This is a genomic window from Georgenia sp. H159 (assembly GCF_035607575.1).
Taxonomy (GTDB): domain Bacteria; phylum Actinomycetota; class Actinomycetes; order Actinomycetales; family Actinomycetaceae; genus Oceanitalea.
On the sequence record NZ_JAYDZY010000017.1, the window covers coordinates 16,802 to 40,132 of the forward strand.

At 69.3% G+C, this 23,331-nt stretch carries 20 protein-coding genes; 9 read left to right on the plus strand and 11 right to left on the minus strand.

The window, feature by feature from the left end:
• Positions 1 to 19: 19 nt before the first annotated feature.
• Complete coding sequence (locus VR894_RS17810) at positions 20 to 2,062, plus strand: cytochrome c oxidase assembly protein (RefSeq protein WP_324653711.1); 2,043 nt, start codon at positions 20 to 22, stop codon at positions 2,060 to 2,062.
• A gap of 104 nt (positions 2,063 to 2,166) precedes the next feature.
• On the opposite strand, the gene cydD is transcribed toward VR894_RS17810, so the two are convergent.
• The 3 genes from cydD to VR894_RS17825 are packed head-to-tail and all read right to left on the minus strand — an operon-like array spanning position 2,167 to position 8,176.
• Positions 2,167 to 5,676 carry a thiol reductant ABC exporter subunit CydD gene (cydD, locus tag VR894_RS17815; RefSeq protein ID WP_324653712.1) on the minus strand — a complete coding sequence of 1,170 codons (3,510 nt, stop codon included), beginning with the start codon at positions 5,674 to 5,676 and terminating at the stop codon, positions 2,167 to 2,169.
• Positions 5,673 to 6,674 (minus strand): cytochrome d ubiquinol oxidase subunit II, encoded by a 1,002-nt coding sequence (cydB, locus tag VR894_RS17820; RefSeq protein WP_324653714.1) that lies wholly within the window; start codon positions 6,672 to 6,674, stop codon positions 5,673 to 5,675. The genes cydD and cydB overlap by 4 nt, the downstream gene beginning before the upstream one ends.
• A 20-nt stretch (positions 6,675 to 6,694) precedes the next feature.
• On the minus strand, positions 6,695 to 8,176 hold the full coding sequence (locus VR894_RS17825) for a cytochrome ubiquinol oxidase subunit I (protein WP_324653716.1): 1,482 nt from the start codon (positions 8,174 to 8,176) through the stop codon (positions 6,695 to 6,697).
• A gap of 99 nt (positions 8,177 to 8,275) precedes the next feature.
• Here VR894_RS17825 and VR894_RS17830 point away from each other — a divergent pair, with 99 nt between their 5' ends.
• Together VR894_RS17830 and VR894_RS17835 are read left to right on the plus strand one after the other, a co-directional pair.
• On the plus strand, positions 8,276 to 8,650 hold the full coding sequence (locus VR894_RS17830) for a BlaI/MecI/CopY family transcriptional regulator (RefSeq protein WP_324653717.1): 375 nt from the start codon (positions 8,276 to 8,278) through the stop codon (positions 8,648 to 8,650).
• A gap of 10 nt (positions 8,651 to 8,660) precedes the next feature.
• A complete protein-coding gene (locus tag VR894_RS17835; RefSeq protein WP_324653718.1) occupies positions 8,661 to 9,563 on the plus strand; it encodes a M56 family metallopeptidase in 903 nt (300 codons plus the stop codon).
• A gap of 131 nt (positions 9,564 to 9,694) precedes the next feature.
• Here VR894_RS17835 and VR894_RS17840 read toward each other — a convergent pair whose 3' ends face one another.
• The 3 genes from VR894_RS17840 to VR894_RS17850 all read right to left on the minus strand — a co-directional run bounded on the left by VR894_RS17840 (position 9,695) and on the right by VR894_RS17850 (position 11,940).
• On the minus strand, positions 9,695 to 10,771 hold the full coding sequence (locus tag VR894_RS17840) for an NAD(P)/FAD-dependent oxidoreductase (protein ID WP_324653719.1): 1,077 nt from the start codon (positions 10,769 to 10,771) through the stop codon (positions 9,695 to 9,697).
• On the minus strand, positions 10,768 to 11,433 hold the full coding sequence (locus VR894_RS17845; RefSeq protein WP_324653721.1) for a DsbA family protein: 666 nt from the start codon (positions 11,431 to 11,433) through the stop codon (positions 10,768 to 10,770). Before VR894_RS17845 ends, VR894_RS17840 begins: the two co-directional genes overlap by 4 nt.
• A gap of 132 nt (positions 11,434 to 11,565) precedes the next feature.
• Complete coding sequence (locus VR894_RS17850) at positions 11,566 to 11,940, minus strand: hypothetical protein (protein WP_324653725.1); 375 nt, start codon at positions 11,938 to 11,940, stop codon at positions 11,566 to 11,568.
• 539 nt (positions 11,941 to 12,479) lie between these two features.
• Between VR894_RS17850 and VR894_RS17855 the strand changes: the two genes are divergently transcribed.
• Entirely contained in the window at positions 12,480 to 13,388 is a 909-nt protein-coding gene (locus tag VR894_RS17855) for a M23 family metallopeptidase (RefSeq protein ID WP_324653728.1), read from the plus strand.
• 219 nt (positions 13,389 to 13,607) lie between these two features.
• Complete coding sequence (locus VR894_RS17860) at positions 13,608 to 14,081, plus strand: hypothetical protein (RefSeq protein WP_324653730.1); 474 nt, start codon at positions 13,608 to 13,610, stop codon at positions 14,079 to 14,081.
• Positions 14,082 to 14,189: 108 nt separating this feature from the next.
• On the opposite strand, the gene lnt is transcribed toward VR894_RS17860, so the two are convergent.
• Entirely contained in the window at positions 14,190 to 15,761 is a 1,572-nt protein-coding gene (gene lnt, locus VR894_RS17865; RefSeq protein WP_324653731.1) for an apolipoprotein N-acyltransferase, read from the minus strand.
• A 102-nt stretch (positions 15,762 to 15,863) separates the two neighbouring features.
• On the opposite strand from lnt, the gene VR894_RS17870 reads away from it, so the two are divergent.
• The 4 genes from VR894_RS17870 to VR894_RS17885 all read left to right on the plus strand — a co-directional run bounded on the left by VR894_RS17870 (position 15,864) and on the right by VR894_RS17885 (position 18,496).
• Entirely contained in the window at positions 15,864 to 16,514 is a 651-nt protein-coding gene (locus VR894_RS17870) for a copper resistance CopC family protein (protein WP_324653732.1), read from the plus strand.
• Between the two features lie 121 nt (positions 16,515 to 16,635).
• The gene (locus tag VR894_RS17875; RefSeq protein ID WP_324653733.1) at positions 16,636 to 16,812 is read left to right on the plus strand and encodes a hypothetical protein; all 177 of its coding nucleotides are present in this window, start codon (positions 16,636 to 16,638) and stop codon (positions 16,810 to 16,812) included.
• A gap of 342 nt (positions 16,813 to 17,154) precedes the next feature.
• The gene (locus tag VR894_RS17880) at positions 17,155 to 17,802 is read left to right on the plus strand and encodes a DUF3105 domain-containing protein (protein ID WP_324653734.1); all 648 of its coding nucleotides are present in this window, start codon (positions 17,155 to 17,157) and stop codon (positions 17,800 to 17,802) included.
• A gap of 10 nt (positions 17,803 to 17,812) precedes the next feature.
• Positions 17,813 to 18,496 carry a DUF305 domain-containing protein gene (locus tag VR894_RS17885; RefSeq protein ID WP_324653735.1) on the plus strand — a complete coding sequence of 228 codons (684 nt, stop codon included), beginning with the start codon at positions 17,813 to 17,815 and terminating at the stop codon, positions 18,494 to 18,496.
• A 186-nt stretch (positions 18,497 to 18,682) separates the two neighbouring features.
• Here the strand turns inward: VR894_RS17885 and VR894_RS17890 are convergent, their stop codons facing one another.
• The 4 genes from VR894_RS17890 to VR894_RS17905 form a co-directional block, all read right to left on the minus strand.
• A complete protein-coding gene (locus VR894_RS17890; RefSeq protein ID WP_324653736.1) occupies positions 18,683 to 19,279 on the minus strand; it encodes a M15 family metallopeptidase in 597 nt (198 codons plus the stop codon).
• Positions 19,280 to 19,684: 405 nt separating this feature from the next.
• Positions 19,685 to 20,497: a hypothetical protein gene (locus tag VR894_RS17895; protein ID WP_324653737.1), complete on the minus strand. Its 813-nt coding sequence runs from the start codon at positions 20,495 to 20,497 to the stop codon at positions 19,685 to 19,687.
• Positions 20,494 to 20,871, minus strand: coding sequence for a hypothetical protein (locus tag VR894_RS17900; protein ID WP_324653739.1), 378 nt, complete (start codon positions 20,869 to 20,871; stop codon positions 20,494 to 20,496). The genes VR894_RS17895 and VR894_RS17900 overlap by 4 nt, the downstream gene beginning before the upstream one ends.
• A gap of 346 nt (positions 20,872 to 21,217) precedes the next feature.
• On the minus strand, positions 21,218 to 23,146 hold the full coding sequence (locus tag VR894_RS17905; RefSeq protein ID WP_324653740.1) for a cation-translocating P-type ATPase: 1,929 nt from the start codon (positions 23,144 to 23,146) through the stop codon (positions 21,218 to 21,220).
• Positions 23,147 to 23,331 lie beyond the last annotated feature (185 nt).

Here is a 23,331-nt window from a genome sequence, read left to right on the forward strand (position 1 = left end):
GCGCGGTTAGCATCACGGGGTGTCGATCCTGACGACGAGCGGGAAGCCGCCGCACGGTAAAGCGTCTGCCGGCCGGGGTACCTCGGCGTGGCCGTGGGCGGTGGGGGCGCTGCCGCTTGTCGTGGTGGGTCTGGTGGCGGGCCTGGCGCTGAGTGGTGCGGCGGCGCCGCGCGAGCTCATCGATCCCGGCCCCCTGGTGCGGTGGGGTCTTCCACTGGCGACCTCACTGGCTCGCGTTGCGGCGGCCGTGACGATCGGCGCGCTCATGCTGTGCGCCGTGGTCCTGCCCCGCACCGCACCTGCCCGGACGGGTCGAGACCACGCCGGTCGGGAGGCGCCCCGGGACGGCAGCGGCCGGCGCGCGACCGGCGAGCCCACGGCGCCTGAGGACCCGACGTGGCGGCGGGTGGCGAACATCGCCGTCCTCGCGGCCGTGGTGTGGGCCCTGGCGCAGCTGACGCATCTGCTGCTGACCCATGCCGCGGCGCTGGGCACGAGGATCGGTGGGCCGGGGTACGGCGCTGAGCTCGTCCAGTTCGTCACGCAGATCGACATGGGCCGGTACCTGGGTGTGGCCACGCTCCTGGCCGCGATGGTCGCACCGGTGGCCGCGGTCATCGCCGGCCCCGGCTCGGCGGCCTGGGCCATGCTGCTGGCCGTGGCCGCGTTCTCCCCGGTCTCGGTGACGGGCCATGCCGCCGGGGCGGCCAACCACGACTTCGCCGTGACCTCGTGGTGGTTGCACGTGGCTGCCGTGGCGGTCTGGGCGGGGGGCCTGGGTGTCCTGTGCGTGGTGGCCTCCCGGGTGGGGCCGGGCCTGGCGGATGTCACGCAGCGGTTCTCCAGGATCGCGGTGTGGGCCTTCGCGGTCGCGACCATCGCCGGCGCGGCCAACGCGTGGATCCGGTTCTCCACCCCGCTGGACCTGCTCATGCATCCCTACGGTCAGCTCCTGATGATCAAGGTGGTCCTGACGGTGGCGCTAGGCCTGGCGGGCTGGGCCCACCGCACGATGACGATCCCGGCGATCCGTGCCCAGGCCCGGCCCGGTGGTGGGGCGGGGCTGGCGTTCTGGCGGTTGGCCGGGGTCGAGGTCATGATCATGGGTGCAGTGATCGGCGTGGCGGTCGCGCTGGGGTCCTCCGCGCCACCACAGCCGCAGGAACCACCGGTCGACGCGAGCCCGGTCTACCTGCTGACCGGCTACCCCCAGCCCCCGGCACCCACGGCGTGGGCCTACCTCACGCAGTGGCGCCCCGACCCGGTGACGATCTTCGTGGCCGTCGCTGCCCTGGTGGCCTACCTGTCCTGGGTGTGGCGCCTGCGCCGCACCGGACGGCCCTGGCCGGCCATCCGGGTAGCCAGCTGGGTGGCGGGGGTACTGCTGTTCGCGTGGGCCACCAACGGCGGCCCGGCGGTCTACGGCAGCGTCCTGTTCAGCGCCCACATGGCCCACCACATGGTTCTGATAATGGTGGTGCCGATCCTTCTGGTGCTCGGGGCGCCCACCGCGTTGGCGATGAGCGTCCTGCCGGCGCGGGGCGACGGTTCACGTGGCCCGCGCGAGTGGATCGAGGCACTGCAGAGCTCTGCGGTCATGGCGTTCCTCGCCCGCCCCGTGGTGGCCACCCTCCACGTGGCCCTCTCCCTGGTGGTCTTTTACTACACCCCACTTTTTGCCCGTGCCCTGGACAGCCCGATCTGGCACGCGCTGTTCGTCCTGTACTTCACCGCGGCGGGCTGCGTCCTGGTCCACGCGCTCCTGACCGCGCACCGCCGCCGGGTTCCCCTCGCGGTGCGCTTGGGGGCAGCGGTGGTCGCCATGGTCTTCTACGGCGCGTGGGGCATGGGCCTGGCCTCCAGCATCTCACTGCTGGGCGCCGACCATTTGGGCCGGCTTGGGTTGAGCTGGGGGGTCGACGCCCTGACGGACCAGCGGACCGGGGCACTGGTGGTCTGGGGCGTAGGGGAGGTGGGCATGCTGGCCCTGGCCCTGGCGCTGATCCTCACGTGGATGCGGACACCTGAGACGCCCCGAGCCACCGTCCCGGCGCGCCCCTGAGCGCCGGTCAGTCCACCCCGGGGCTCACAGCACAGGACGCAGTACCGGACCGTTGCGAGGACCCGGGCCTTGAGCGAAGCAGGTGTGCCCGGGAGAACCTCGCTCTACGGGATGGAGGTCGTTGCGGTCGGCAACGGGGACCGGTGCCTACTCGATCGGCCGAGCTGGCCGTCGGATAGCTGCTGGCGGTCGTCGATCATCTCCATGCCCGCCTGTAGGTGGGTCAGCACGATGATGGTTCGTTGCCGGGCGGCGGCGTCGGCGAGCAGTGTGTGCATCAGCGCCTCGGCGGTGTCCTGGTCCAGGCCTTCGGTGGGTTCGTCAAGCACGAGGACATCGGGGTCGCGCAGCAGCGTCCGGGCGAGGGTGAGGCGTTTTCGTTCGCCGCCGGACATCACTCGGCCGCCGGAGTCCAGCCAGGTGTCCAAGCCGTGTTCCAGGGAGATGAACCAGTTGCGCAGCTGGGCCTGGTGGAGCACGTGCATCAGCGCGTTGTCGGTGGCGTGCGGTTGTGCCAGGCGAAGGTTTTCTCGAAGGGTGGTGGCGAAGATGTGGTCGTACTGTCCGGCCAGGGCTACCCGTTCACGCACGGTCTGGCCAGCGAGCTGTGTCGTGGGCAGGCCGCCGAGTGTGACGGTGCCCGCGGCCGGGTCCAGCAGCCCGAGCAGGAGGGCGGCCAGGGTCGACTTGCCTGCCCCGGACTTGCCGTGGATGAGCACCGCTTGGCCCGGCTCCAGGTGCAGGTCCAGATCGCGTAGTGCGGGTTTTGCCGGGTCCCAGCCGGCGCGCACCGCCTCGAGGTCGACTGCCAGGGGAGCGGTGGTGGCCAGTGTCCTGGGGTGGGTGGGGTCCGTGGCGGCTGGTGGGACCGCGCGCAGGGCGGTGAGCCGGTCGCGGGCCCACCGGCCCAGGACGATGGCCCGGACGGCCGGTGCGATTGCCAACGTCGCCTCACCCAGGGCGAGTGCTGCCAGGATGAGTACGCCCACGACCTCGGCGCTGATCTGTCCGTCTCGCCAGGCGATGGCGGCCACCGCTGCCGTGGCGAGGATGGTGGCCCCGAGCCCGACTTGGGCGAGGCCGGCTGATAGGCCCTGGGCATGGGCCGCGCGCTGTTCGGCCGCGTCCAGCTGTGCAGCGCGGGTGGCCACGGCAGCACGGAGGTGTGATCCACGGTGTCCGTGGAGTTCCTCAGCGCCTTCCAGGGTTTCGACTACGGCCTCTAGGAGGTTGGAGCGGGCCTGGACGCGGGGGGTCTCGCTGCGGTGGGCCGTCCAGGCCGCGACCAGTGGCGCGAGCACGGCACTGATCAGTAGGCCACCGGCCAGCGGCAGCACCGCCTGCGGCAGCAGCCAGTACGTCGCCAGGGTGATGACCAGGAGGGCGAGGGTTGCCGAGGCCACCGGTAGGTGGCCTCGGATCAGCCCCGATAGCCGCACGTCGACGTCATCGACCACCCGGCTCAGCAGTGACCCGCGCCGGGGTGTCAAGGTTCCTGGCACGCGGGGAATCAGATCTGCCACGACCCCCGAGCGCCACTGTGCCAGGTGGCTCAGGCCGGTGTCGTGCGCGGTGAGCCGTTCCAGGTAGCGCAGCAGTGGTCGGGCGATCGCGCAGGCCCGTACCGCCACGGCGGCCAGCGACAGGGTCAGGATCGGTGGTTGGTCGGCTGCCCGGATGATCATCCAGCTGGCGGCCGCGGTCAGAGCCACCCCGGCCAGCAGGGAGCCGGCCCCCAGTGCTGCTGAGATGACGTACCGGACCTGGACTGAGCGGCGAGACCACCAGCCGCGGATGCCTCTGGTCATCGGCGACGGACCGGTGGCCTGGTGCTCGACGGGCGCGTCGGCTGTATGGCCGTGACGAGCGGGGGGCTCCTCAACGATGGCAGAGGGGCGCTGCAGGTCGATGACCCGCGAGGCCGCACCGATCAGCGCGGGTCGGTGGGCTGCGGCCAGGATCGTGCCACCGCGATGGGCAAGTTGCGCGAGCTCGTGGACGATGTTGCGTTCGGTCACCGGGTCCAGATGGGCGGTGGGCTCATCCAGCAGAAGGATGATGTCGCGCTGGTGGGCCAGGTGCTTCTTGGCCACCCGCAGGGCACGGGCCAAAGCGATGCGCTGATGCTGGCCGGCCGACAGGCCCTGACCATCGTCTCCCAACGGTGTGTTCAGCCCCTGGGACAGCTCCTCGGCCCGGAGGCCGACAACGCCCAATGCCTCGATGAGGTCTTCATCGTCGACGACCTCGTCCGGCTCTTGCAGCAGTGCCTCAGCCACGGTGCGCGCCTGGGGCAGGGTGGGGCGTTGCGGGACGTACTCCACGGCCGGTTCCTGCCCGGTGCTGGTCACCACGTGGACCTGCCCGCTGTGGGTGTCCTGGGTTCGGGCCAGGATCCGCAGCAAGGTGGACTTGCCGGCACCGGAGGGCCCGGTCACCGCGAGCAGCTCACCACGGCGCAGGTCCAGCTCGGGCAGGTCCAGGGCCCTTGCCCGCCGGCCCGGGTAGTGGACCCGCAGGCCCTGGGCGCGCAGCAGCACCGGGATCGGAGGCACTGTCGGACCCCGGCCCCGCGGGGCCGGGGTCGAGGGGTGGCGGCCAGCGGGGTGAGCGACCACGGATCGCGAGTGTGGAACCTCAGCCGATTGGCCCTCAGCATCTAGTTGCTCGAGCTGGTCAGCAACTGCGCTGGCTTGGGCGCTGTCGTGGAACTGTGCTCCCGCCTCGCGCAGCGGCCGGTAGGCCTCGGGGGTGAGCAGGATGACCGCCAGGGCCGGCCAGAGGCCCATCTCCCCCTGGGCCAGACGCACGCCAGCCTCCACGGCGACCAGGCCCACGGAGAGGCTGGCGACCAGGTCCAGCGCTGTGGAGGACAAGAAGGCGACCGTGAGGACCTTCATGGTGGCGCCCCGATACTGCTCGGAGACCTCGCGTACGGCGCCGGTCTGTCGCTCGGCCCGGTTGACCAGTCGCAGGGTGGGCAGGCCCCGGACCACGTCCAAGAAGTAGCCGGCCAGCCGCCCGCCCGCCTCGTACTGGCGCTGAGCCTGCCGCTGGGTGGCCCACCCGAGCAGCGCGGCGAAGATCGGCACCAGGGGCAAGGTGAGCAGCACGACGAGCGCCGAGGGGACGTCGATGAGGGTCATCGTGGTCAACACCCCGACAGGAAGCACCGCGGCCACCACCACCGAGGGCAGGTACCCGGAGAACCAGGGCCGCAACGGATCCAGCCCGGTCGACACGAGCGTGCCCACATCAATTGGGTTGGGCCCGGCGCCGACGCTGGCCAGCCAGGCTGGACCGCGCTGTTCAACCCGGTCCAGGGCGTGGCGCCGCACGTGTGCGATCACCCGCCAGGAAGCGGCGTGAGCCACCAGTGGTTGCAGCCAGTCGATCAGCGCCCGCAAGGCCAGGCAGGCACCCAGCAGCACGAGAGCAGGGCCCATCGCCCCGGCGCTTGCGGTGAGCACCTGGACCACGAGGTGGGCTCCGGCCAGCGCGGTGGCAACGGGCAGCGCCGCGGACAGCAAGGAGAGCGCCGTCAGCACACCGATCGGGCCGACGGCGGGCCGAGAGAGCCGAAACAACCTCGCATCGACCGGGCCCCGACTCATGTCACCACCCGCTCGCTGCTCACCCGGCGCCGGAAGACCCAATAGGCAAAGGCTTGATAGGCCAGCACCCCGGGCAGGATGACCACCCCTGCGGCAGTGATAGTGCCCAGCGCCGTGTCGCTGGCCGCGGCCCCCTGCAGGGTCAGCGACCATGCAGGGTCCAGCGTGCTGGGCAGGAGCACCGGCAATGAGATGGTGAAGACGGCCACCACCACGGCCACGACCAGGAGACTGCAGATGCCAAAGGCCCAGCCCTCACGGCGGTAGCGGGCGGCGAGGACGGCCAGCAGAAGTAACGCGATCACCACCGTGGCCGGCAGCCAGCGGACCACGCCGGTCACTGCCCCGAGGGCCACTAGCGCGACAAGCGCCGCTGCCAATGGCGGCACGATCATTCGGGCCCGCTCACGAACGGGCCCGGTGGTGCGTAGCGCCAGGTAGGTTCCGCCCAGCAGGCAGGCAGTCAGTACCCCGGCCCCAGCTCCCACCAGTGCCCCAGGCTGGGCCACCACCGCCAAGGTGCGTGCTAGTGCGCCTCCCGCGCCGGCCGCGACCTCGCCATCGGCTCCGATTGCCAGTCCGCCGGGCAGCACGCCGAGCAGGCCCCCGAAGGCGGCCGCACACAGTAGTGAGCAAGCAGCCAGCACCCTCTCGCACCGGCGCCGCCAGATGGGGTCATCCTTCTTTCCCCGGAACTCCAGGGCGACCCCGCGTCCGGCCAGGGCCAGCAGGATGATCACCATCGGCAGGTACAGGCCCGACAACAACGCCGCGTACCAGTCGGGGAAGGCGGCAAAGGTGGCACCGATGGCAGCGACCAGCCACACCTCGTTGCCGTCCCAGACCGGCCCGATCGTGGTCAGGGCAGCACCGCGTTGATGGGAGTCTCGGCCCACGACCGGGGTGAGTATCCCGACGCCGAAGTCGAATCCCTCCAGCACGAAGAACAGCACCCAGCACAGCACGATCAGCGCGAACCACAGGGTGGGCAGATCCATCGTCGTCCTCTCCGGGGCGGTCAGTAGCTGGGTGCGGTCGGTGCGGGGCTGCGGTCTCGCTCCGCCGTTTCTGAAGTCCTCGCTGGATCTGGCTGTGAGTCGCTCTCGCCGGGCTGATCAGGTGGCGCGGACAGGTCCAACCGCGCGAGATGACCCACCAGACGCAGCCACACCACAGCGAGCACGGCGTACACCGCGGCGAAGCCGATCAGGGACAGGACCGCTTCGATGGGGGTCAGGCCCGGGGAGACGCCGTCCTGGGTGCGGAACAGGCCAAAGACCAACCAGGGCTGACGGGCGGTCTCGGTGAAGATCCAGCCGAAGGTGTTCGCAGCCATCGGCATCAGTGGCACCAGCGGCAGCGAACGTAGAGTCCAGCGCCCCAGGAGCGAGGAGGAGTCGAGGTCGCGTTGGCGCCGGGTCTTGAGCAGGACCAGTAGGGCGATCCCCGCAGCCAGTACCCCCAAGCCGATCATCAGGCGGAAGCTCCAGTAGGCCACCGGTATCCACGGCATGTAGTCCCCGGGCCCGTACAGCTCGGCGTACTGACTTTGCAGCTCGGCCAGGCCCTGCACCGGTGCGTTGGGGTCACCGACCGCCAGGATGGACAGCAGGTAGGGGATGTCGATGGAGAAAAACGGCTCGGGTGAACCCGGAGCACCGATGGCGAATATCGAGAACGGTGCACCGCTCTGAGTGGTGTACAACGCCTCGGCGGCCGCCATCTTCATCGGCTGCACCTTGGTGATGACCTTGCCCAGCACGTCACCGCTCACCGCCACCGCGGCCCCGCCCACCAAGGTGATCCACGCCCCCAACCGGGCCAGCACCCGCCACGAGGCGTGATCGCGGTGCGACCTGTCCGCGCGCTGACCCCAGGCCCGCCGGGCTCCGATAGCCAGCAGCAACGCCCCACCGACCATCGCCGCCCCAGCCATCGTGTGGGGAAACGCCGCCAGATTCACCTCGTTGAGCAGCAGATCGATGAAGCTGTCCAGCTCGGCGCGCCCGGTTTCGGGATTGACCGTGTAGGCCACCGGGTTCTGCATGAAGGAGTTGGCCGCCAAGATCACGAACGCGGAGATCGCAGTGCCCACCGCGACGATCCAGATGGTGGCCAGGTGCACCTTCGCCGGCAGGCGGTCCCACCCGAAGAACCACAACCCAAGGAAGGTCGCCTCCAAGAAGAACGCGAGCATCCCCTCAATGGCCAGCGTCGGACCGAACACGTCGCCGTAGAACCGCGCAAAAGCGCTCCAGGACAAGCCGAACTGGAACTCCTGGACCAGTCCGGTCACCACGCCGACGACGAAGGTGGCCATCAGCAACTTGCCGACCAGCATCGTCATATCGCGGTAGGCCTGCCGCCCGGTACGCAACCAGGCGGTCTGCAGCCCGGCCGTCGTGGCCGCCAGCGCGATCGAGAGCGGCACGAATAAGTAGTGGTAGATGGTCACCACTGCGAACTGCAGCCGCGCGATGTCCACCGTCTCGATATCCACCGCGTTCCTCCACCACCAGAGACCAAGGTCCTACACGACGTAGTAGACACTACATGCTGTAGTACTTCGGTCGTCGTAGAGCTGGGTTACGCTGCTCACATGGCGATGGGTGAGCTGGAGAAGGCCGTGATGGCCGACCTGTGGGTTGCCGATGGGCCGCGCACTGTGCGTGAAGTCCATGACAGCCTCAGCGCAGAGCGGTCGCTGGCGTACACGACTGTGATGACGGTGCTCGGGCGGCTGGCCAAGAAGGGCGTGGTTCACCAGGAACGCCACGGGCGCGCCTACCGGTACTCACCGGTGCGCAACCGTGAGGAGATGACTGCCGAACTGATGTTGGACGCGTTGCGCACGGGCAGTGACCTGGGCAATCGGGAGGCAGCGCTGCAGCATTTCGTGGGGCAGGTGAGCCCTCGGGAGGCCGAGGCCATTCGCGCCGCACTGTCGAGCTCCACGGCCGACCCCCACTCTTAACCAGCACGCCGTGGCCGGGTTGCTGCTCGCCCTGCTGGCGATCGTCCTGTCCGGGCCGCTGCCCAGCGCACTGTCGCGCAGCCGGTGGCCCAGGCGGGTTCCGCGCGCTGCGCTGGTGCTGTGGCAAGCGGTCGCTCTGGCGGCCGTCCTGGCCGCCATCGGCAGTGTGCTGGCCACCCCCGAAGGGCTGCTACGGCACTTGAGCGGGCACGGCGAGATCGGCCTGGGGGCCGGCGTCGTGGTCGCGGCGGGAATCGCTGTGGTGCTTGCCGCCACCATCGTGTTGCGGCTCGGCGTCGTGGTTATCAGGCTCGGGCTGGGGACCAGGCGCCGTCGTCAGCGCCAGCGCGACATGCTCGACCTGCTCCAGACGGCCAGCCCGGCCGATCTACACCTGCACGTGCTGTCCGGGGACGTGCCGCTGGCCTACTGCGTGCCTGGCCGTCAGCCGAAGGTTGTGGTCAGCGCCGCCACACTGAACCTGCTCTCACCGGACGAAACCGCTGCGGTTGTCGCCCATGAGCGTGCCCACCTGCGGGCGCGCCATGACCTGGTGCTGGAGGCGTTCACCGCCCTACACGTGGCCTTTCCCCGGTTTGTGCGAAGCAAAGCCGCACTGGATGCGGTGAATCAGCTGTTGGAGATGCTGGCCGATGATGAAGCCGCTCGACGAGTCGGCCCGGCTCGGTTGCACCAGGCGCTGGAGAAGTTGTCGCACACCGCCGGCACCGAGGGGGTGACGGCGCGTAGCCAGCGACTGCAGTCGTCCTCGACATCGACAGCGCAGGTCTCTGCCCGGCTCTTGAGCACTGCGGCCTACAGCGGCGCAGTGGCGGTCCTGGCGGTGCCGACCATCACGGTGGTGAGTCCGTGGTTAACCGGCGCACTTGCCGCCGCGGGGTTCTCCCTCTGATCGGCCTCATCGGCCGGTCGTTCCCGGTGGCGGGACCTGCCCGGTGAATGATCGGCGGCGGGTTGGCCACCGCCGGGCGCGGTCTTGGACGTGCCCACCGCTTCCCGGAGCCCTATTCAAGCCGGCGGGGGTCACGGTTGCCGACCGATCGTCCGGGCGATTCGTGCCGCATCGCGGCCCACGCCAGTGAGCAGCGCGGAACTGCGGGTGTGCATCCAGGGCAAGCCCAAGACATACAGGCCCGGGACGCACGTCGTGCCTCGAGTCTGCACAACGACACCGTTTGAGTCCCGGACCTGGCCGGGAAGCCAGCCGAACCCCGGCCGGTAGCCGGTCGCCCACAGCACGGACTGGGCGGTGAGGCTGGTGCCGTCCTGAGAATGGAAGGTTGAGCCCGCCGCGTCGAGGAGTCGCGGCACTATCCGCACCCCCAGGGCGCGTAGCTCGTGAAGGCTCTGGCCGATCACCACCTCGCGGTGGGACAGACGTAAACCGACGGGGGATCGGGCCGGGACTCGCAGGATCCCGGTCGCGGTCATCCAGGAGAAGATATCGACGCCGAGGAATCGCTGCGGCAGCTCGCGTTGAGGAACGCCGACGGCGAGTGTCACCTCGTGGGAGCCGGCGAGCTCGCGGGCCAACTGGCGACCGGTGTTGCCAGCCCCGATGATCAGCACCGATCCGTCGGGCAGCTGCTTGGGATGTGTGTAGCTGTCGCTGTGCAGGTTCTGCCCGGACACGCGAACCCGGCTGGCGAACTCGGGAAACCGCGGCTCGGTGAATGGCCCTGTCGCGGCCACCACGTTGCGGGTGGCGATCTCGCCGATGTTCGTGACCAGCGTCAGTTCATGACGGTGCGGGTCGAGCCGAAGACCATGCACGCGGGTGCCCCACCTCGGCGCCAGACCCAACTGGTTGGCGTAATCCTCCAGGTAGTCGGCCACTTCATCGGTTCTCGGATACCGAGCCCCTGAGCCGGGGAAGGGCATACCCGGAAGGGAGGCGTGCTTGGCGGGGGTGAACAGGCGAAGCGAGTGCCATCGCCGATCCCACGCCCGCTCGCCCATCACGTCGGCATCAAGGATCGTGAAGTCGACCTGGGGCCTGAGCCCCGTGCGGATTAACGCGTGGCCCATGGCTAGGCCAGCTTGGCCGGCACCAACCACGATCACCCGTTGTGACTGGAGGTCTTCCAACGGCGTGGTCAACGGTCGAGCTCTGCTTGGATCGCTTCGCGAAGATCGTCGTAGGCGGTGAGCTGCACCAGCTGGTCGTTGACGAAGAAGCTCGGGGTGGAACTGACGCCGAGCGTGACGCCATCATCGAAGTCCGACTGCACGCGTTGGGCCGTGGCAGGGTCGGCCACGGCGGCGTCGTACCGGGCCAGGTCGAGACCAAGCTCCTCGGCGAACTGACGGAACAGCGGCGCGTGGGACTCCTGTGCCTCACCCCACTGCGCCTGTGTCTGGAACATCCGCTCGTACATCGCCTCCAGTTGCCCCTGCTGCGCTGCCGCCTCCACGGCGAGTGCGGCGTTCTGGGAGTTGAAGTGCCCGGGCAGCGGGAAGTAGCGGATGGCGAACGTCACCTGGCCGGCGAACTCCTCCCGCAGATCCTCCACGACCGGGTAGAAGGCACCGCATGCTTCGCATTCGAAGTCGAGGAACTCCACCACGGTCACGGCACCGTCGCCCGCGTCATCCAGACGGTGGCTGTCCTCCCGGATAGCGGAGGCCACCCCAGTTCCGGGGGCACCCTCCGCTTCAGGGCTGGTCTGCGGGTCCTGTGTGATCGCGGCGATGATGACCACGCTCACGGTCAGGACGATCACGCCGAGCACTGCGATGGCGACTTTGGTTCTACTGTTCATTTCCGGACTCTCTCCACGGCTCATCGGACACATCAGGAGCGCGCCCGGAAGTGCTCGGAGCGCACGCAGTACGGCTGGCACGGAGAAGGGGGTGCACTGCGGCGCGCCCTAAGCTTCAGTGCCGGCGCGTGTCTATGTGCGACTAATGGAGAGGGCGATGAGGTCGGGGCGGGCGGCAAAGGTCGGCCCGGTCGGAGTCACGCCGATGACCGCGCGAAGGGTGTCCGTGACCCAGCTAAGCCGCTTGAGCAGGTCTCCCCGCCCCGCACGAGCGGGCACCAGTGCCAGGCACGCGATCAGCACAATACAGCCCGTGACTAGCCCTGCCGCAGGGTGACCACCGGGACTATCCGGCGCTCCGCCGCTGCCGGCGAGCGGCTGAGCGGCTGCGTCAACTTCCAAGACAACCGGCTGGCTAGTCTCGCCCTGAACGGTCTGAGCGTGATGCGCGGCCAATGCACCCAGCACGACCATCACCACCGCCAGGAGGATGGTGACGAGCCTCATGGCCGCAGGACTCGGGCAGTGCCTCGAGCTGGGGCAGACTCATCGGATCAAGGCTACTTCCCCCCGGGGGCGGCTGTGTCCGCGGCACGACCGCTCTAGCGGCACGTAAGCCGGTGGTGGGCCTGGCCCGCCCATCGCGCACTGGCCGGATCGGTGCTGAGGCACATCACCGACGTCAACTGCTGCCACCCCGCTCACTGTGTCCCACGCCTCAGCCAACGCCGTGACCTCTCCGTTACACTTCTCGTCGGCGTTGTTGATCGGGACTGTGAAAGAGATCGTGTGACTTGCTGCTTGGAGACTGCTTGATGCCCGAGAGGTCCGGGGCATCGTCACCGCCGTCGGTGACGCGACGCCAGCTGCGCGAGAGCCGCAGCAAGGGCTCCCGCCACCGTCCCACCGGTCCGGTGCGTAGGCGCGCCGTCGGGGGACCGGCGGCTTCGGGTCCTGCCCCGGCCTCGCCCACCCGCCGGGGTACAGGCTCCTCCCGTGAGGCGAGTTGGTCGCAGATCCTCGGCGAGCGTGAGCCCGCCCCGGAGATGAGTGCCAACCGCCCGGTCTCCCGCCGCGAGCTGCGCACCACCGGGAAGGCGTCGCGCTCACGGCGACGCTCCACCTCCCGCGGTGGCCTGCGGCGCGCCGCGACGCGGTCCGCGATCGTGACGGCCCTGGCGGCCTCAACGATCGTCATCCCCCTTCTGGGAACGTTCTGCATTGACCCCGCCCACGCCCACCCCGGCGAGACGCGGCAGCTGGCACCAGCCACCACTCCGGACGCCACCGGCACCACGGAACAAGCCGCCACCCGGGCTAGGCCCATCGAGACTCCCGATGATGTGCCGTCCGCTGCTCCGGACCCCTCGCGCAGTAAGGACCAGGCATCGCGCTCCGCTGAGCGTGAACCCGCCGAAGACCCCCAGATGAAGGCGATGCCAGAACTCGAACTGCTCGCGGAGGAAGGCCCTATCGAGCCGGTCGAACCGGCCGAACCGGCGCCGACGTTTGTGCTGCCGCTGGCTCAGGACGCCTTCCGGTTGTCGTCGTCCTACGGAGGACGGGCCGACCCGTTCAACGGGGCAGCGGCCTTCCACGAGGGGGTGGATCTGGCCGCGCCGATGGACACCCCGATCTACGCCGTCGCCGACGGGGTGGTGGACTATGTGGGTCCGGGCAAGGACGGACGGTCCAGCATGATCATCGTCGTCGCCCACGAGATCGAGGGCCAGCGGGTCTATAGCTGGTACAACCACATGTACGCCGATGACCTCTACGTGCAAGAAGGCCAGGGCGTGGCTGCTGGTGAGGTCATCGCCGGTGTGGGGTCCAATGGCAGGTCTACCGGGCCGCATCTGCATTTCGAGATCCACACCGATGACGAGTTGACCACCACCGACCCGCTGGCGTGGCTGCAAGAGCTGGGCGCAGTGGACATCAGCGCACTTTCGTGACGCTGCTGGCGCTGAGTCGGGACGGGCAAGTTTCTGGCAGTATCGGTGGGCTTGGCCGGACGTAGTTGCGTCCCCTTCACGGTCCTGACGTGCCATGGTCACAGTGGCCCGGATCGGCACCGCCAGGAGGTCAGGCGGCTGGTGCTTACGTCCCATCTTGGAGGTGCCCCGATGCCAGGAAGGTCAGAACCGACCAGCCAGCAGATCGACGGTGGACCAGTGTCCAGTGTCATCACCACCTCGCAATGGCTGACCATGCGGCCCTTCGTCCTTATCGGGGCGATTGCGATCATCGGTGGTGGACTCGTCGCCGCTGTTACCGGCCCGCTCGGCTTCGCCAGCGGGTCCTGGGCGGCGGCCTACCTGGTGTTGGTCGTCGGTGCCGCGCAGGTCGCGTTGGGTGGGGGACAGGCCATGCTCGCCGATACTGTCCCCTCCTGCCGGCGCCGCGGCTGGCAACTGTTGTGCTACAACACGGCCAACGTCGCAGTGCTCACGGGCACCCTGACCGGTGCGGTGGCGGTGGTTGTGGCAGGCGGGGTGATGCTGTTCGTTGCCCTCGTGCTGTTCCTCACCGCAGCACCTCGCAGGCACACGCGCCGGTGGCCGCTGATGATCTACCGGGGACTCATCGTCGTGCTCGCAGTGAGTATCCCAGTCGGTCTAGTGCTCTCAGCCCTACGCCATGGCTGAACCGTGCTGATTTGGCGCGGCCACGTGTTCATGGATGAGCGGTGCCGCGACCGTCATGGAGCGGTGCGCACTGGAGGAAATACCGGAGAGGCCAGCGCCTGATGGGGGTTACGGCACGGGCTGTTTGCGGCCGGTGGCTAGGTACTCCGGTGTTCGAAGGCGGGGGACCCGTCCGGTGCACCGGGTGCGGCGGCTCAGCAGGCCGGCCGCCACCCCAGCAGCAGCCAGCACCCAGGCGATCACCTCGGGGGCGGCGCCGAGTCGGGCGGCTGGCGTCAGGGTGGTGCGCAGCGGGAGCGTGGCGGTCAGTTCCTCGGCGGTGAACAGTCCGCTGCGCTGGGTCATGGCCCCGTCGGGCATGATGACGCCGCTGACACCGACGGTGGAGATCTGGATCGTTGCCCGGCCGTGTTCCACCGCGCGGAAGCGCGACATCGCCAGTTGCTGGGTCGACTCCGCGGAGTAACCGAAGGAGGCGTTGTTCGTCGGAATGATGATGAGCTCTCCGCCGGCAAGGACACCTTGGCGGATCAGGTCGGCGTAGGCGACCTCGAAGCAGATACCCACGGCGGCATCAACCTCGCGCTCGAGTCGGTTGACGGGGATGGTCATGAGCCCCGGCCCGGTCCCGGCCGCCATGTCGGTGGAGACCCGGTCCACCAGTGGGGTGATCTGCCGGAAGAAGTCCCGGTAGGGCACGTACTCCCCGAAGGGGACGGGATGCTGCTTGGCATAGGCGGCGCTGGCGCCCTGGCCGGCCTGCCACAGCACCATTTCGTTGTAGCGGATGTCCTGTCCGGTGGGGAACCGTTGGGTTCCCAGCAGCAGCGGCGCGCCGGCAGTTTGCGCGGCCGCTTCGACGAGCGCGGCCTGGTCCGCGTCGGTGCGCGGGTCGATGTCCGCGGCGCTCTCCGGCCAGAGCACCAGGTCCAGTTGGGCTGACCCCACCGAGTCCACCAGCCGCTGCGTGCCGCTGGCGTGGTTCGTGGTGATCTGACGGGCTTGGGCCAACCAGTGGGCACCCTGCTGGGGCACATTGCCCTGCACGGCACCCACCCGCAACGTCCCCCCCTCCGCGCCGGTGTGCACCGGAAGAAGCCACGGTCCGAGGCCTAGGACGACAGCAGCGCCGGTGGCGCCCACGCAGGCCGCGATTCGCCGTTGGCGCCCCCAGACCCACACCAGCGCCATCAACCCGGCGATGGCCACCACGACGGCGGAGACCAGGACCTCACCACCGTAGGGAGCCAGCCGCAGCAGGGGCGCGTCGGTCTGGGAGAACGCCAGGATGCCCCACGGGAACCCTCCGAACGGCCACGAGCCACGAATCTGCTCGACCCCCACCCAGATGACCGCGGCCAGGGCGATCTTGCCAAGGGGGTGGTCGCGGACCCACACCGCTTCTCGGGCAAGCGTCCACGCGGCGGCGAAGCCCGCGATGTAGAGAGCCTGCGCCAAGCTCAGCGCCACCCACGGCAGGAGTGAGCCGGTGGCGTGCACCGCCCAGTAGATGTGCGGGAGGAAGAATGTCAGACCCCACACCAGTCCGGTGACCCCCGCCCGCACCATTCGCGCCTTACGTAAGGCGAGCAGCAGCAGCGCGACCCCGAGGTAGGCCAACGGCCACCAGCCCCGATCAGGGAAGGCAAGGTTGGTCAGCCAACCCCCCACCGCAGCCATCAGCAGCGGTATCAGCGCAACCCGAGAGGCAGGCATCAAGGAGCCCGCGGGGCGCCTGTCACAGATAACGGGGTCACGTGCCACAGCACCTATGGTGCTGCCATGTCCGCCCCGATCCACGCTTCACGTAGCTCCCTGGCCCGACTGTCCGTTCTCGCATTCCTGCCAGCACTTGTCCTTGCTCTTCTTGGCGCCATGATGGTAGCCCTGGCCACGAGCGCGGCCGCGCACGACACCATCATCGACGCCGAGCCGGCCCACGACGCTGTGCTGGACACTGCACCAACGGAGATCGTGCTGACCTACAGCGCCGAGGTCCTTGATCTGCCGGCGGCCATCATCGTCACCGACGCCAACGGCGAGATCGTCGTCGAAGGCGAGCCGAGGGTCCAGGGGCACTCGGTGGTCCTGGACCTGCCCTCTTTGGCGAATGGGACCTATGAGGTGCTGTGGTCGGTGGTCTCCTCCGACGGGCACCGCACCGAAGACGTGTACAACTTCACGGTGGACGCCAGTGAGACAGCCGGCGACCCGCTGGCCACCACACCCGGCGAATCGACCAGTGAGACCCCCACCGCGGAGACAGGCGCAGAGCCTGCCACACCGGCACCCGCCACCAGCCCCGACCGCGCCGCGGATGCCGATTCCCCGGTGACAGGGTGGCCCATCGGCGCCGTGATCCTGGTGCCGGTCGCTGTCCTTGCCCTCGCCCTGATCGCTGCCCTCCTCTACCGCCGCAGGCGACAGCCCTAGACCGCTTGGGTGGATCACACGCCGGACGGTGCTATGTACCGCGACCTCTGCACCGTTCAACGCGAGATCCCGTTGACCCTCAAAGCCTTCACATGGGCCATGACGTCTATGATGTCGCTCCATGGACTACGTCGTGGCGCTCTTGCCCTCCATCGGCGTAGGCACGCTCTTTTTCATCGTCATGCGTGCCATCCTCCTGGCGGACCGACGCGAACGCGCCGCCATGCGTAAGTTTGAAGAGGCGCAGAACTCCCGAGTTGCTGCGCAACGCAGCGAAGAGGACACGGACGGCAGCTGAAGGCGTTGCACGGCACGCTTGCGTCACATCGGCGGTTTCCGCCGGCAGGTTGCCACACTAGTGTCATGGCCCCCACTTTCCCCGCCGACTGAGGAACGTCCACACCAGCACCCTGAGCGGCGAGGCCACAGCACCCGCACACCGGCCGAACAATGTGGGCACATGAGGCGGGCGCGACGCGCTCCTGGTGTTCGTCAACTACTTCGTCGTCAACCTCTTCACTACGTCTTCCAGGTCTCGCCACAGCGAGCGGCTCGAGAAGTACACCCCCCCCTCCCAGGTTGTCCGCTTAGTGTTCTCCCTCAAAGGACAAAGGTGTGCTCGACAGCGAAGGGGAACCCGGTGGGCGACAAGAGGCAGCAGGCGCGTGAACGTGCCGCCAAGGTGGCGGAGCTGCGGGCGGCGCAGGCCCGGCAGGAACGCCGGCAGAAGTTCCTCGTTTACGGGGTCGTGGCCGTGGTCTGCCTCGCCCTGGTCACCGCCGTCGCGGTGCCACTCATCAGCCAGGCCCGGCGCCAGGCGGCGATCGAGGCCACAGCCGGCGCACCGGTGGAGGGCGTGGAGCTCATTGAGGTTGCCTCGGCCAACCACGTCCCCGGCACTGTGGACTACCCGACCTCCCCGCCGGCGGGTGGGGACCACAACGGGGTGTGGCAGAACTGTGGCGTGTACACCGAGCCGGTGGTCAACGAGAACGCCGTCCACTCCCTCGAGCACGGCGCCGTGTGGATCACCTACTCCGCTGACCTCCCCAGCGAGCAGGTCCAGGTCCTGACCGACCGGGCCGCACAGGGGCAGGGGTACGTACTCGTCAGCCCCTACCAGGACCTGGCCGCGCCCATCGTGCTCAGCGCGTGGGGCGCCCAGCTCGCGGTAGACGAGGCCGACGACCCCCGCGTGGACGCCTTCCTCACGCAGTACGTCCAGGGCGAGCAGACCCCCGAACCCGGTGCGGCGTGCTACGGCGGCACCGGCACGCCCGCCGCCTGAGCACGCGGGCATGACCGACACACCCGACATCCCCCCTCCGTCCGCCTCCCGAAGCGGCGACTTCCCCCGCCGGCTGGCGATCGCCGGCGCGGTGGGCGTCCTCATCGCGCTGGCCGCCGTGGTGGGCCTCATCGCCGGATCCCGCCTTGCCGTGTCCGCCCCGCAGTTGCCCGGTGAGGGCTCGGTGGATGCTGGCTTTGCCCGCGACATGGGAGTCCACCACTCCCAGGCCGTGGAGATGTCGGTACTCATCCGTGACCGCACCGACGACGCCGAGTTGCTCAGTCTCGCACTGGACATCATCCTCACCCAGCAGCAGCAAGCCGGACAGATGTACGCCTGGCTCGAGCTGTGGGGCCTGCCGCAGACCTCGACCCAAAGCCCCATGGGCTGGATGCAGGACCACTCCGATCCCCAGGCCCACGCCACCGCGTCCGACCCCATGCCCGGGATGGCCACCCGGGAGGAGCTCAATCGGCTCGCGGCCGCATCCGGCGCCGAAGCCGAACGGCTCTACCTGGACCTCATGGTCGCGCATCACGAGGGTGGGATCGAGATGGCCCAGTACGCCGCCGACAACGCCCAGAACTCGGCGGTCAAGGGACTGGCGGTGAGCATCGTCAACTCCCAGAGCGCGGAGTTGAACGTGCTCAATGACCTCCTCGCCGCCCGCGGCGGACCACTGCCCGACTGACCTCAGTCGTTGCACCGCGCGCCGGTTGCCGTACCCCGGGCACGTCGACTCCACCGGCTGCCTCTGGCCTCCACGTCGGGTGTGGGGAGGGTGTGTCTCGACCGTCCGGGGCGCTGATCTGGTGGAAGGTCTGGGTGCTGGCGCGGACGGCCGTCCGGCGGCCTCGCGCTCAATGTCTCTCCGGCGTCAGGAGGGTTGGAACGCCCAGTGCCAGGGTTCGCGTGGGGTGTCCTCCATGAATCCGAACCGTGCGGCGTTTGTGCGCATCCATGCCTGCGCCGATGTGTCCAGGTCGAGGTCCACGGCCATTCCCCAGCCGTGCTGGCTGGTGCCCGGCTTGGCGCCCAGGCCGCCCTGCGAGTACAGGCCCTTGCGTCGCACGACGTCGACCTGCACGTCGTAGGACCGGTAGGAGTCGGTGACGCCGATGGCTATACCGTCGGCTGCGGCTGCCGAGAGGAGCTTCTCGAACGCCTGGGCGGCGGGCGCCCACAGTTTGTGGCCGGTGTCGCCCACCGGTTCCAGAGCGTCACGCGGGATGCGGCCATTGCCGTACGCGGCGAGATCGACCGGCACGCCATCGCCGTTGACCTTGAACGGAGACCCTCCAAGGTTGGAGGTGCCGGCGGCCACAGCGGGGGCGGCGTCGGCGACGGCGCTGGCGAGGACCTCGGCGAATGCTGTGGCCGAGCCGGTGGCTGACTGCATCCGCGGGGGCGAGATCGAGCTAAGGGTCGCCTCGATCTGCGCCATGCGCTGAGAGATGGCGAGGATCCCATCCACCGATACTCCGTTCGTCGTCCACTACGTCCTATCGGCCCGTCTTCACCTCTCGTTAGCGAGAACCGCCGCCTCCACTCACCTTGTGGACGCGTGAAGTGCGCGCACCGGCGACGTCCCGCCTGCAGTGACCTGGTGGATGCGGTCGTCGAGCTCGCGCACGAGTTGGAGCCCCTCAGGCGTGGTGTTCTGACGGCACCGCACCCAGCCGAGCCGGGTCCGTTGCGGAGAGGTTCGGCCCCAGCCGCACGCCCCGTCATCGCGCCTCGAACGCACAGAGACTAAGACGCCGATAGTGACAATCCGGCCCCATCTCTACTGTACTCGGCGTGCGGCAGCCCCCTTTCGGTTCGCCCTGCGCAGCAGGAGAGCTTGGTGACGCCGACGCCGCCCGCGGGATCGGTGGAGTCAGTAGCGCGGCGCACCGGGGAGCACCTCGAGCTGCCAATCGGTAGTGACAGCGCGGAAGGCGTCGCCGTCGACGTTGAGGTCGTCGATGGTCTTGGGGTCGTTGTCTCCGGGCATGAGGCCGTCGTCGGCTCTGCGGTCCCACCAGGCCCAGCAGGTGCCGTAGCCGGTCTTGGAGGTGAACTGGATGCCGAGCGGGAGGGAGCCGTCGAAGAGTGTCTGGCTGCGGACTTGTTGCGCGAGGAGGGTGGTGACGGCGCGGTTCTCACCGGTGGTTCCGCTCAGGGTGAGCAGCGGGACGCCGGCCTGGCGTAGCGGTTCGGCGAGGTCCAGGCCCAGGCGGTTGAGTGTGGCCTTGTGGTCGATCTGGACCCACCAGCCATCGGCTGGCATGGCGACGCGGTGCAGGCAGCGGCTCATCTGCCAGTCCACGCTGACGGCCCAGGGGCGTTCTCGTCCGTTGGCGTCGGCCTGGTCGCGGACCGCGGTGATGTAGTCCTCCACGCTCAGGCCGATGGCGTCAGCGTCGGCCTGCAGGGCGGCGCGGGCGGCGCGGAAGTCCTGGAGGACCTCAGCGAACGCAGTGGTTGCCCGGTCGGCGAAGTAGACGGTGCGCCCGATGGTGTCGAAGCGGCCGCGCTGGTCGGGAAGTTCCGCGGGCAGCGGTCCGACGTGCTCGTTGACGCGCACGGCGAGGATGCCGCCGGAGCGGGTGTAGCGCTCCTGGGCGACGCGCCAGCCGTCTTGACCGCGTGCCGGCACGAGGTAGAGACCGGTGCGGGGACAGACCCGGGATCGTGAGGCGGTGCTCACGCCGCCGGGGAGCCATCGATGAACGCCAGGGCGGCGCCGATGACCTCGGCGCTCTTGAGGTCGCGCACCGCGGAGACGGGGGTCGTCTCACCGAGGCGCGGGTTGGCGCCCACCAGCCAGGCGAGGGCGACGTCGGGCCCTTCTGCTTGAGCCATGAGGTGCCAGACGCGGTAGCCCAGCCTGAGCTGGTTGACGGTCTTCAGGCGCGGCTCGGGGCCGTCGGGGCGGGCCCACCTGGCGGGTTGGCCGCGGTCCCTGGTGCCGGTTATCGCCTGCACGACGGTGGTGCCTACGTTCTCGTTGAGGATTCGCACCAGGTCGTGGATGTCGAGCCTGGTGGCGTCGGCATGCGTGGCAACAACATCGGATCTCATGCCAAAACACTACGCGTGAAGCGACCTAAAAGCCACTGCGGATCCGACTGGAAGCCATGGGAACTGGTAGTCCTGTTGGCTGCGCATCTCCGTGAGGCCCATGGGTCAGCGAGGCGGACGTGGGGTGCCACCGGCTGCGGCAGATCTCGGGTCCATGGTGGGTGGCCCTCTACGACCGACCTATGGTCGGTGAGATAGTGCAACCGCTGCTCGATAAGCTCGGCGACTGCGGTGAACAGCAGTGCCGCTGTACCGAAGGCCAGTCCCGCGATCGGTACGGGAGCGAAGACCACGGCGTCATGCTCGTGGGCCGGCCCCTTGCAGAGACCGGCCCACCTGGGGTGGCTCAGCCCACTCGGGCGGGCTCCACCGGCTGCGCCGCGGGTGCCGGGGCGACCTGCGTCGTCGCCGGCTCGCGGCGCCGCATGAGGCGCATGGCGTTGACGATGACGACGAGCACGGAGGCCTCGTGGACGAGCATCCCGATGGCCATGGTGACCCCGCCCGCGAAGACGCCGGCCATGAGAGCAGCGACGGTGGCCAGGGCGATGACGATGTTCTGGCGCATGATGCGCACGGTGCGCTTGGCCAGGCCGATGGACTCGGGCAGCTTGTGCAGCTTGTCGCCCATGAGGGCGATGTCGGCGGTCTCCACGGCCACGGCCGAGCCGGCCGCGCCCATCGCCACGCCGATGTCGGCGACCGCGAGCGCGGGGGCGTCGTTGACGCCGTCGCCGACCATGGCCACCGTGTGGCCCTGGGCCTGCAGCTCGCGCACCGCGTCGAGCTTGTCCTCCGGCAGCAGCCCGGCGCGGACCTCGTCGATGCCGGTGGCCTTGCCGATGGCCTGGGCCACCAGCGGGGCGTCACCGGTGAGCATGACGACCTTCTGCACCCCTGCGGCGTGCAGGTCGGCCACCATCTGCGCGGCGTCCATCCGTACCTGGTCGGCCACGGCGATGACGCCGAGGACGGCGTCATCGAGCGCCACGATCATCGGAGTACGGCCGGCGGCAGCCAGCTCCTCGGCCGCCCGGGCGGCTCCGACGGTGTCGGCCACCCCGTACTGCTCGAGCAGGGCGGCGTTGCCGATGAGCACACGCCGTCCACCGGTGGTGGCGGTGATGCCCTTGCCGGGCACCGGCTCCGTAGCCTCCGGCAGGCCGGCAGTGGACAGGCCCTCCGCCGCGGCGGCCTCCAGGACCGGGCGGGCCAGCGGGTGCTCCGAGCCGGCCTCGGCGCGAGCGGCCCAGGTGAGTACCTCCTCGCGGGTCGAGGCGGGGTCCAGGACGACGACGTCGGTCAGGTAGGGCCGACCCTCGGTGAGGGTGCCGGTCTTGTCCAGGGCCACGGCGTCGATGCGCGCGGAGCTCTCCAGGTACTCCCCACCCTTGATGAGGATGCCGTCGCGCGCGGCGCGGCCGATACCGGCGACCACCGTGACCGGGATGGAGATGACCAGCGCACCGGGGCAGGCGATGACGAGCAGCGTCAGGGCCAGGACGACGTTGCCGGTGGCCAGCCCCACGATCAGTGCCATGGCCATGATGCCGGGGGTGTACCAGGTGGCGAAGCGGTCCATGAACGCCTGGGTCTTGGCCTTGGCGTCCTGGGCCTCCTCCACGCGGTGGATGATGCGGGCCAGGGTGGTGTCGGCGCCGATGCCGGTGGCGCGCACCTGGAGGAAGCCGCCACGGGAGACGGTGCCGGCGAACACCTGGTCGCCCTCGGTCTTCTCCGCGGGGATGGACTCACCGGTGATCGAGGCCTCGTCCAGCGCGCCGTTGCCCCCGATGACGACGCCGTCGACGGGCACCTTGGCACCGTTCTTCACCAGCACCGTCTCACCCGTGGCAACCGCACCGGCCGGGACCTCGACCTGCTCACCGTCGCGCAGGACGACGGCCACGTCGGGAGCGACCGCGACCAGCTCGGCCAGCGCCGAGCGGGTCTTGGTCATGGTGCGCGCCTCCAGCGCGTGGCCGATGGCGAACAGGAAGGTCACCGCGGCGGCCTCCCAGTACTCCCCGATGATCACCGCACCGATCGCGGCGATCGAGACCAGCAGGTCGATGCTGATGTTCCTCACCATGAGGGCCCGGACGGCCTTGATCGCGATCGGGACACCGGCCACCGCCGCGGCGGCCACCATGAGCAGGTTGCTCACCGGGTCCGAGCCGAGCACCCGGGCCACGAAGAACGAGAGCAGGATCAGGGTGCCGGAGACCGTGGGCACCATCCACGGCCCGTTCCACCACTTCGTCAGCTTGTTCACTGTCTTTCCTTCCGATGTCACCCGCAGTCCCGGGCGTCTGATCACGACGTTACGAGGACGGCGGCGAAGCTTCCTTGACGTGCGTCAATCACCGGTAGACCGCCCTGAAGTACCGCCTTGGCAGTGGCGCAGCATGCGACAGCGCCACCACCGAGACGACTCGGTGGTGGCGCTGTCGGAGCGGG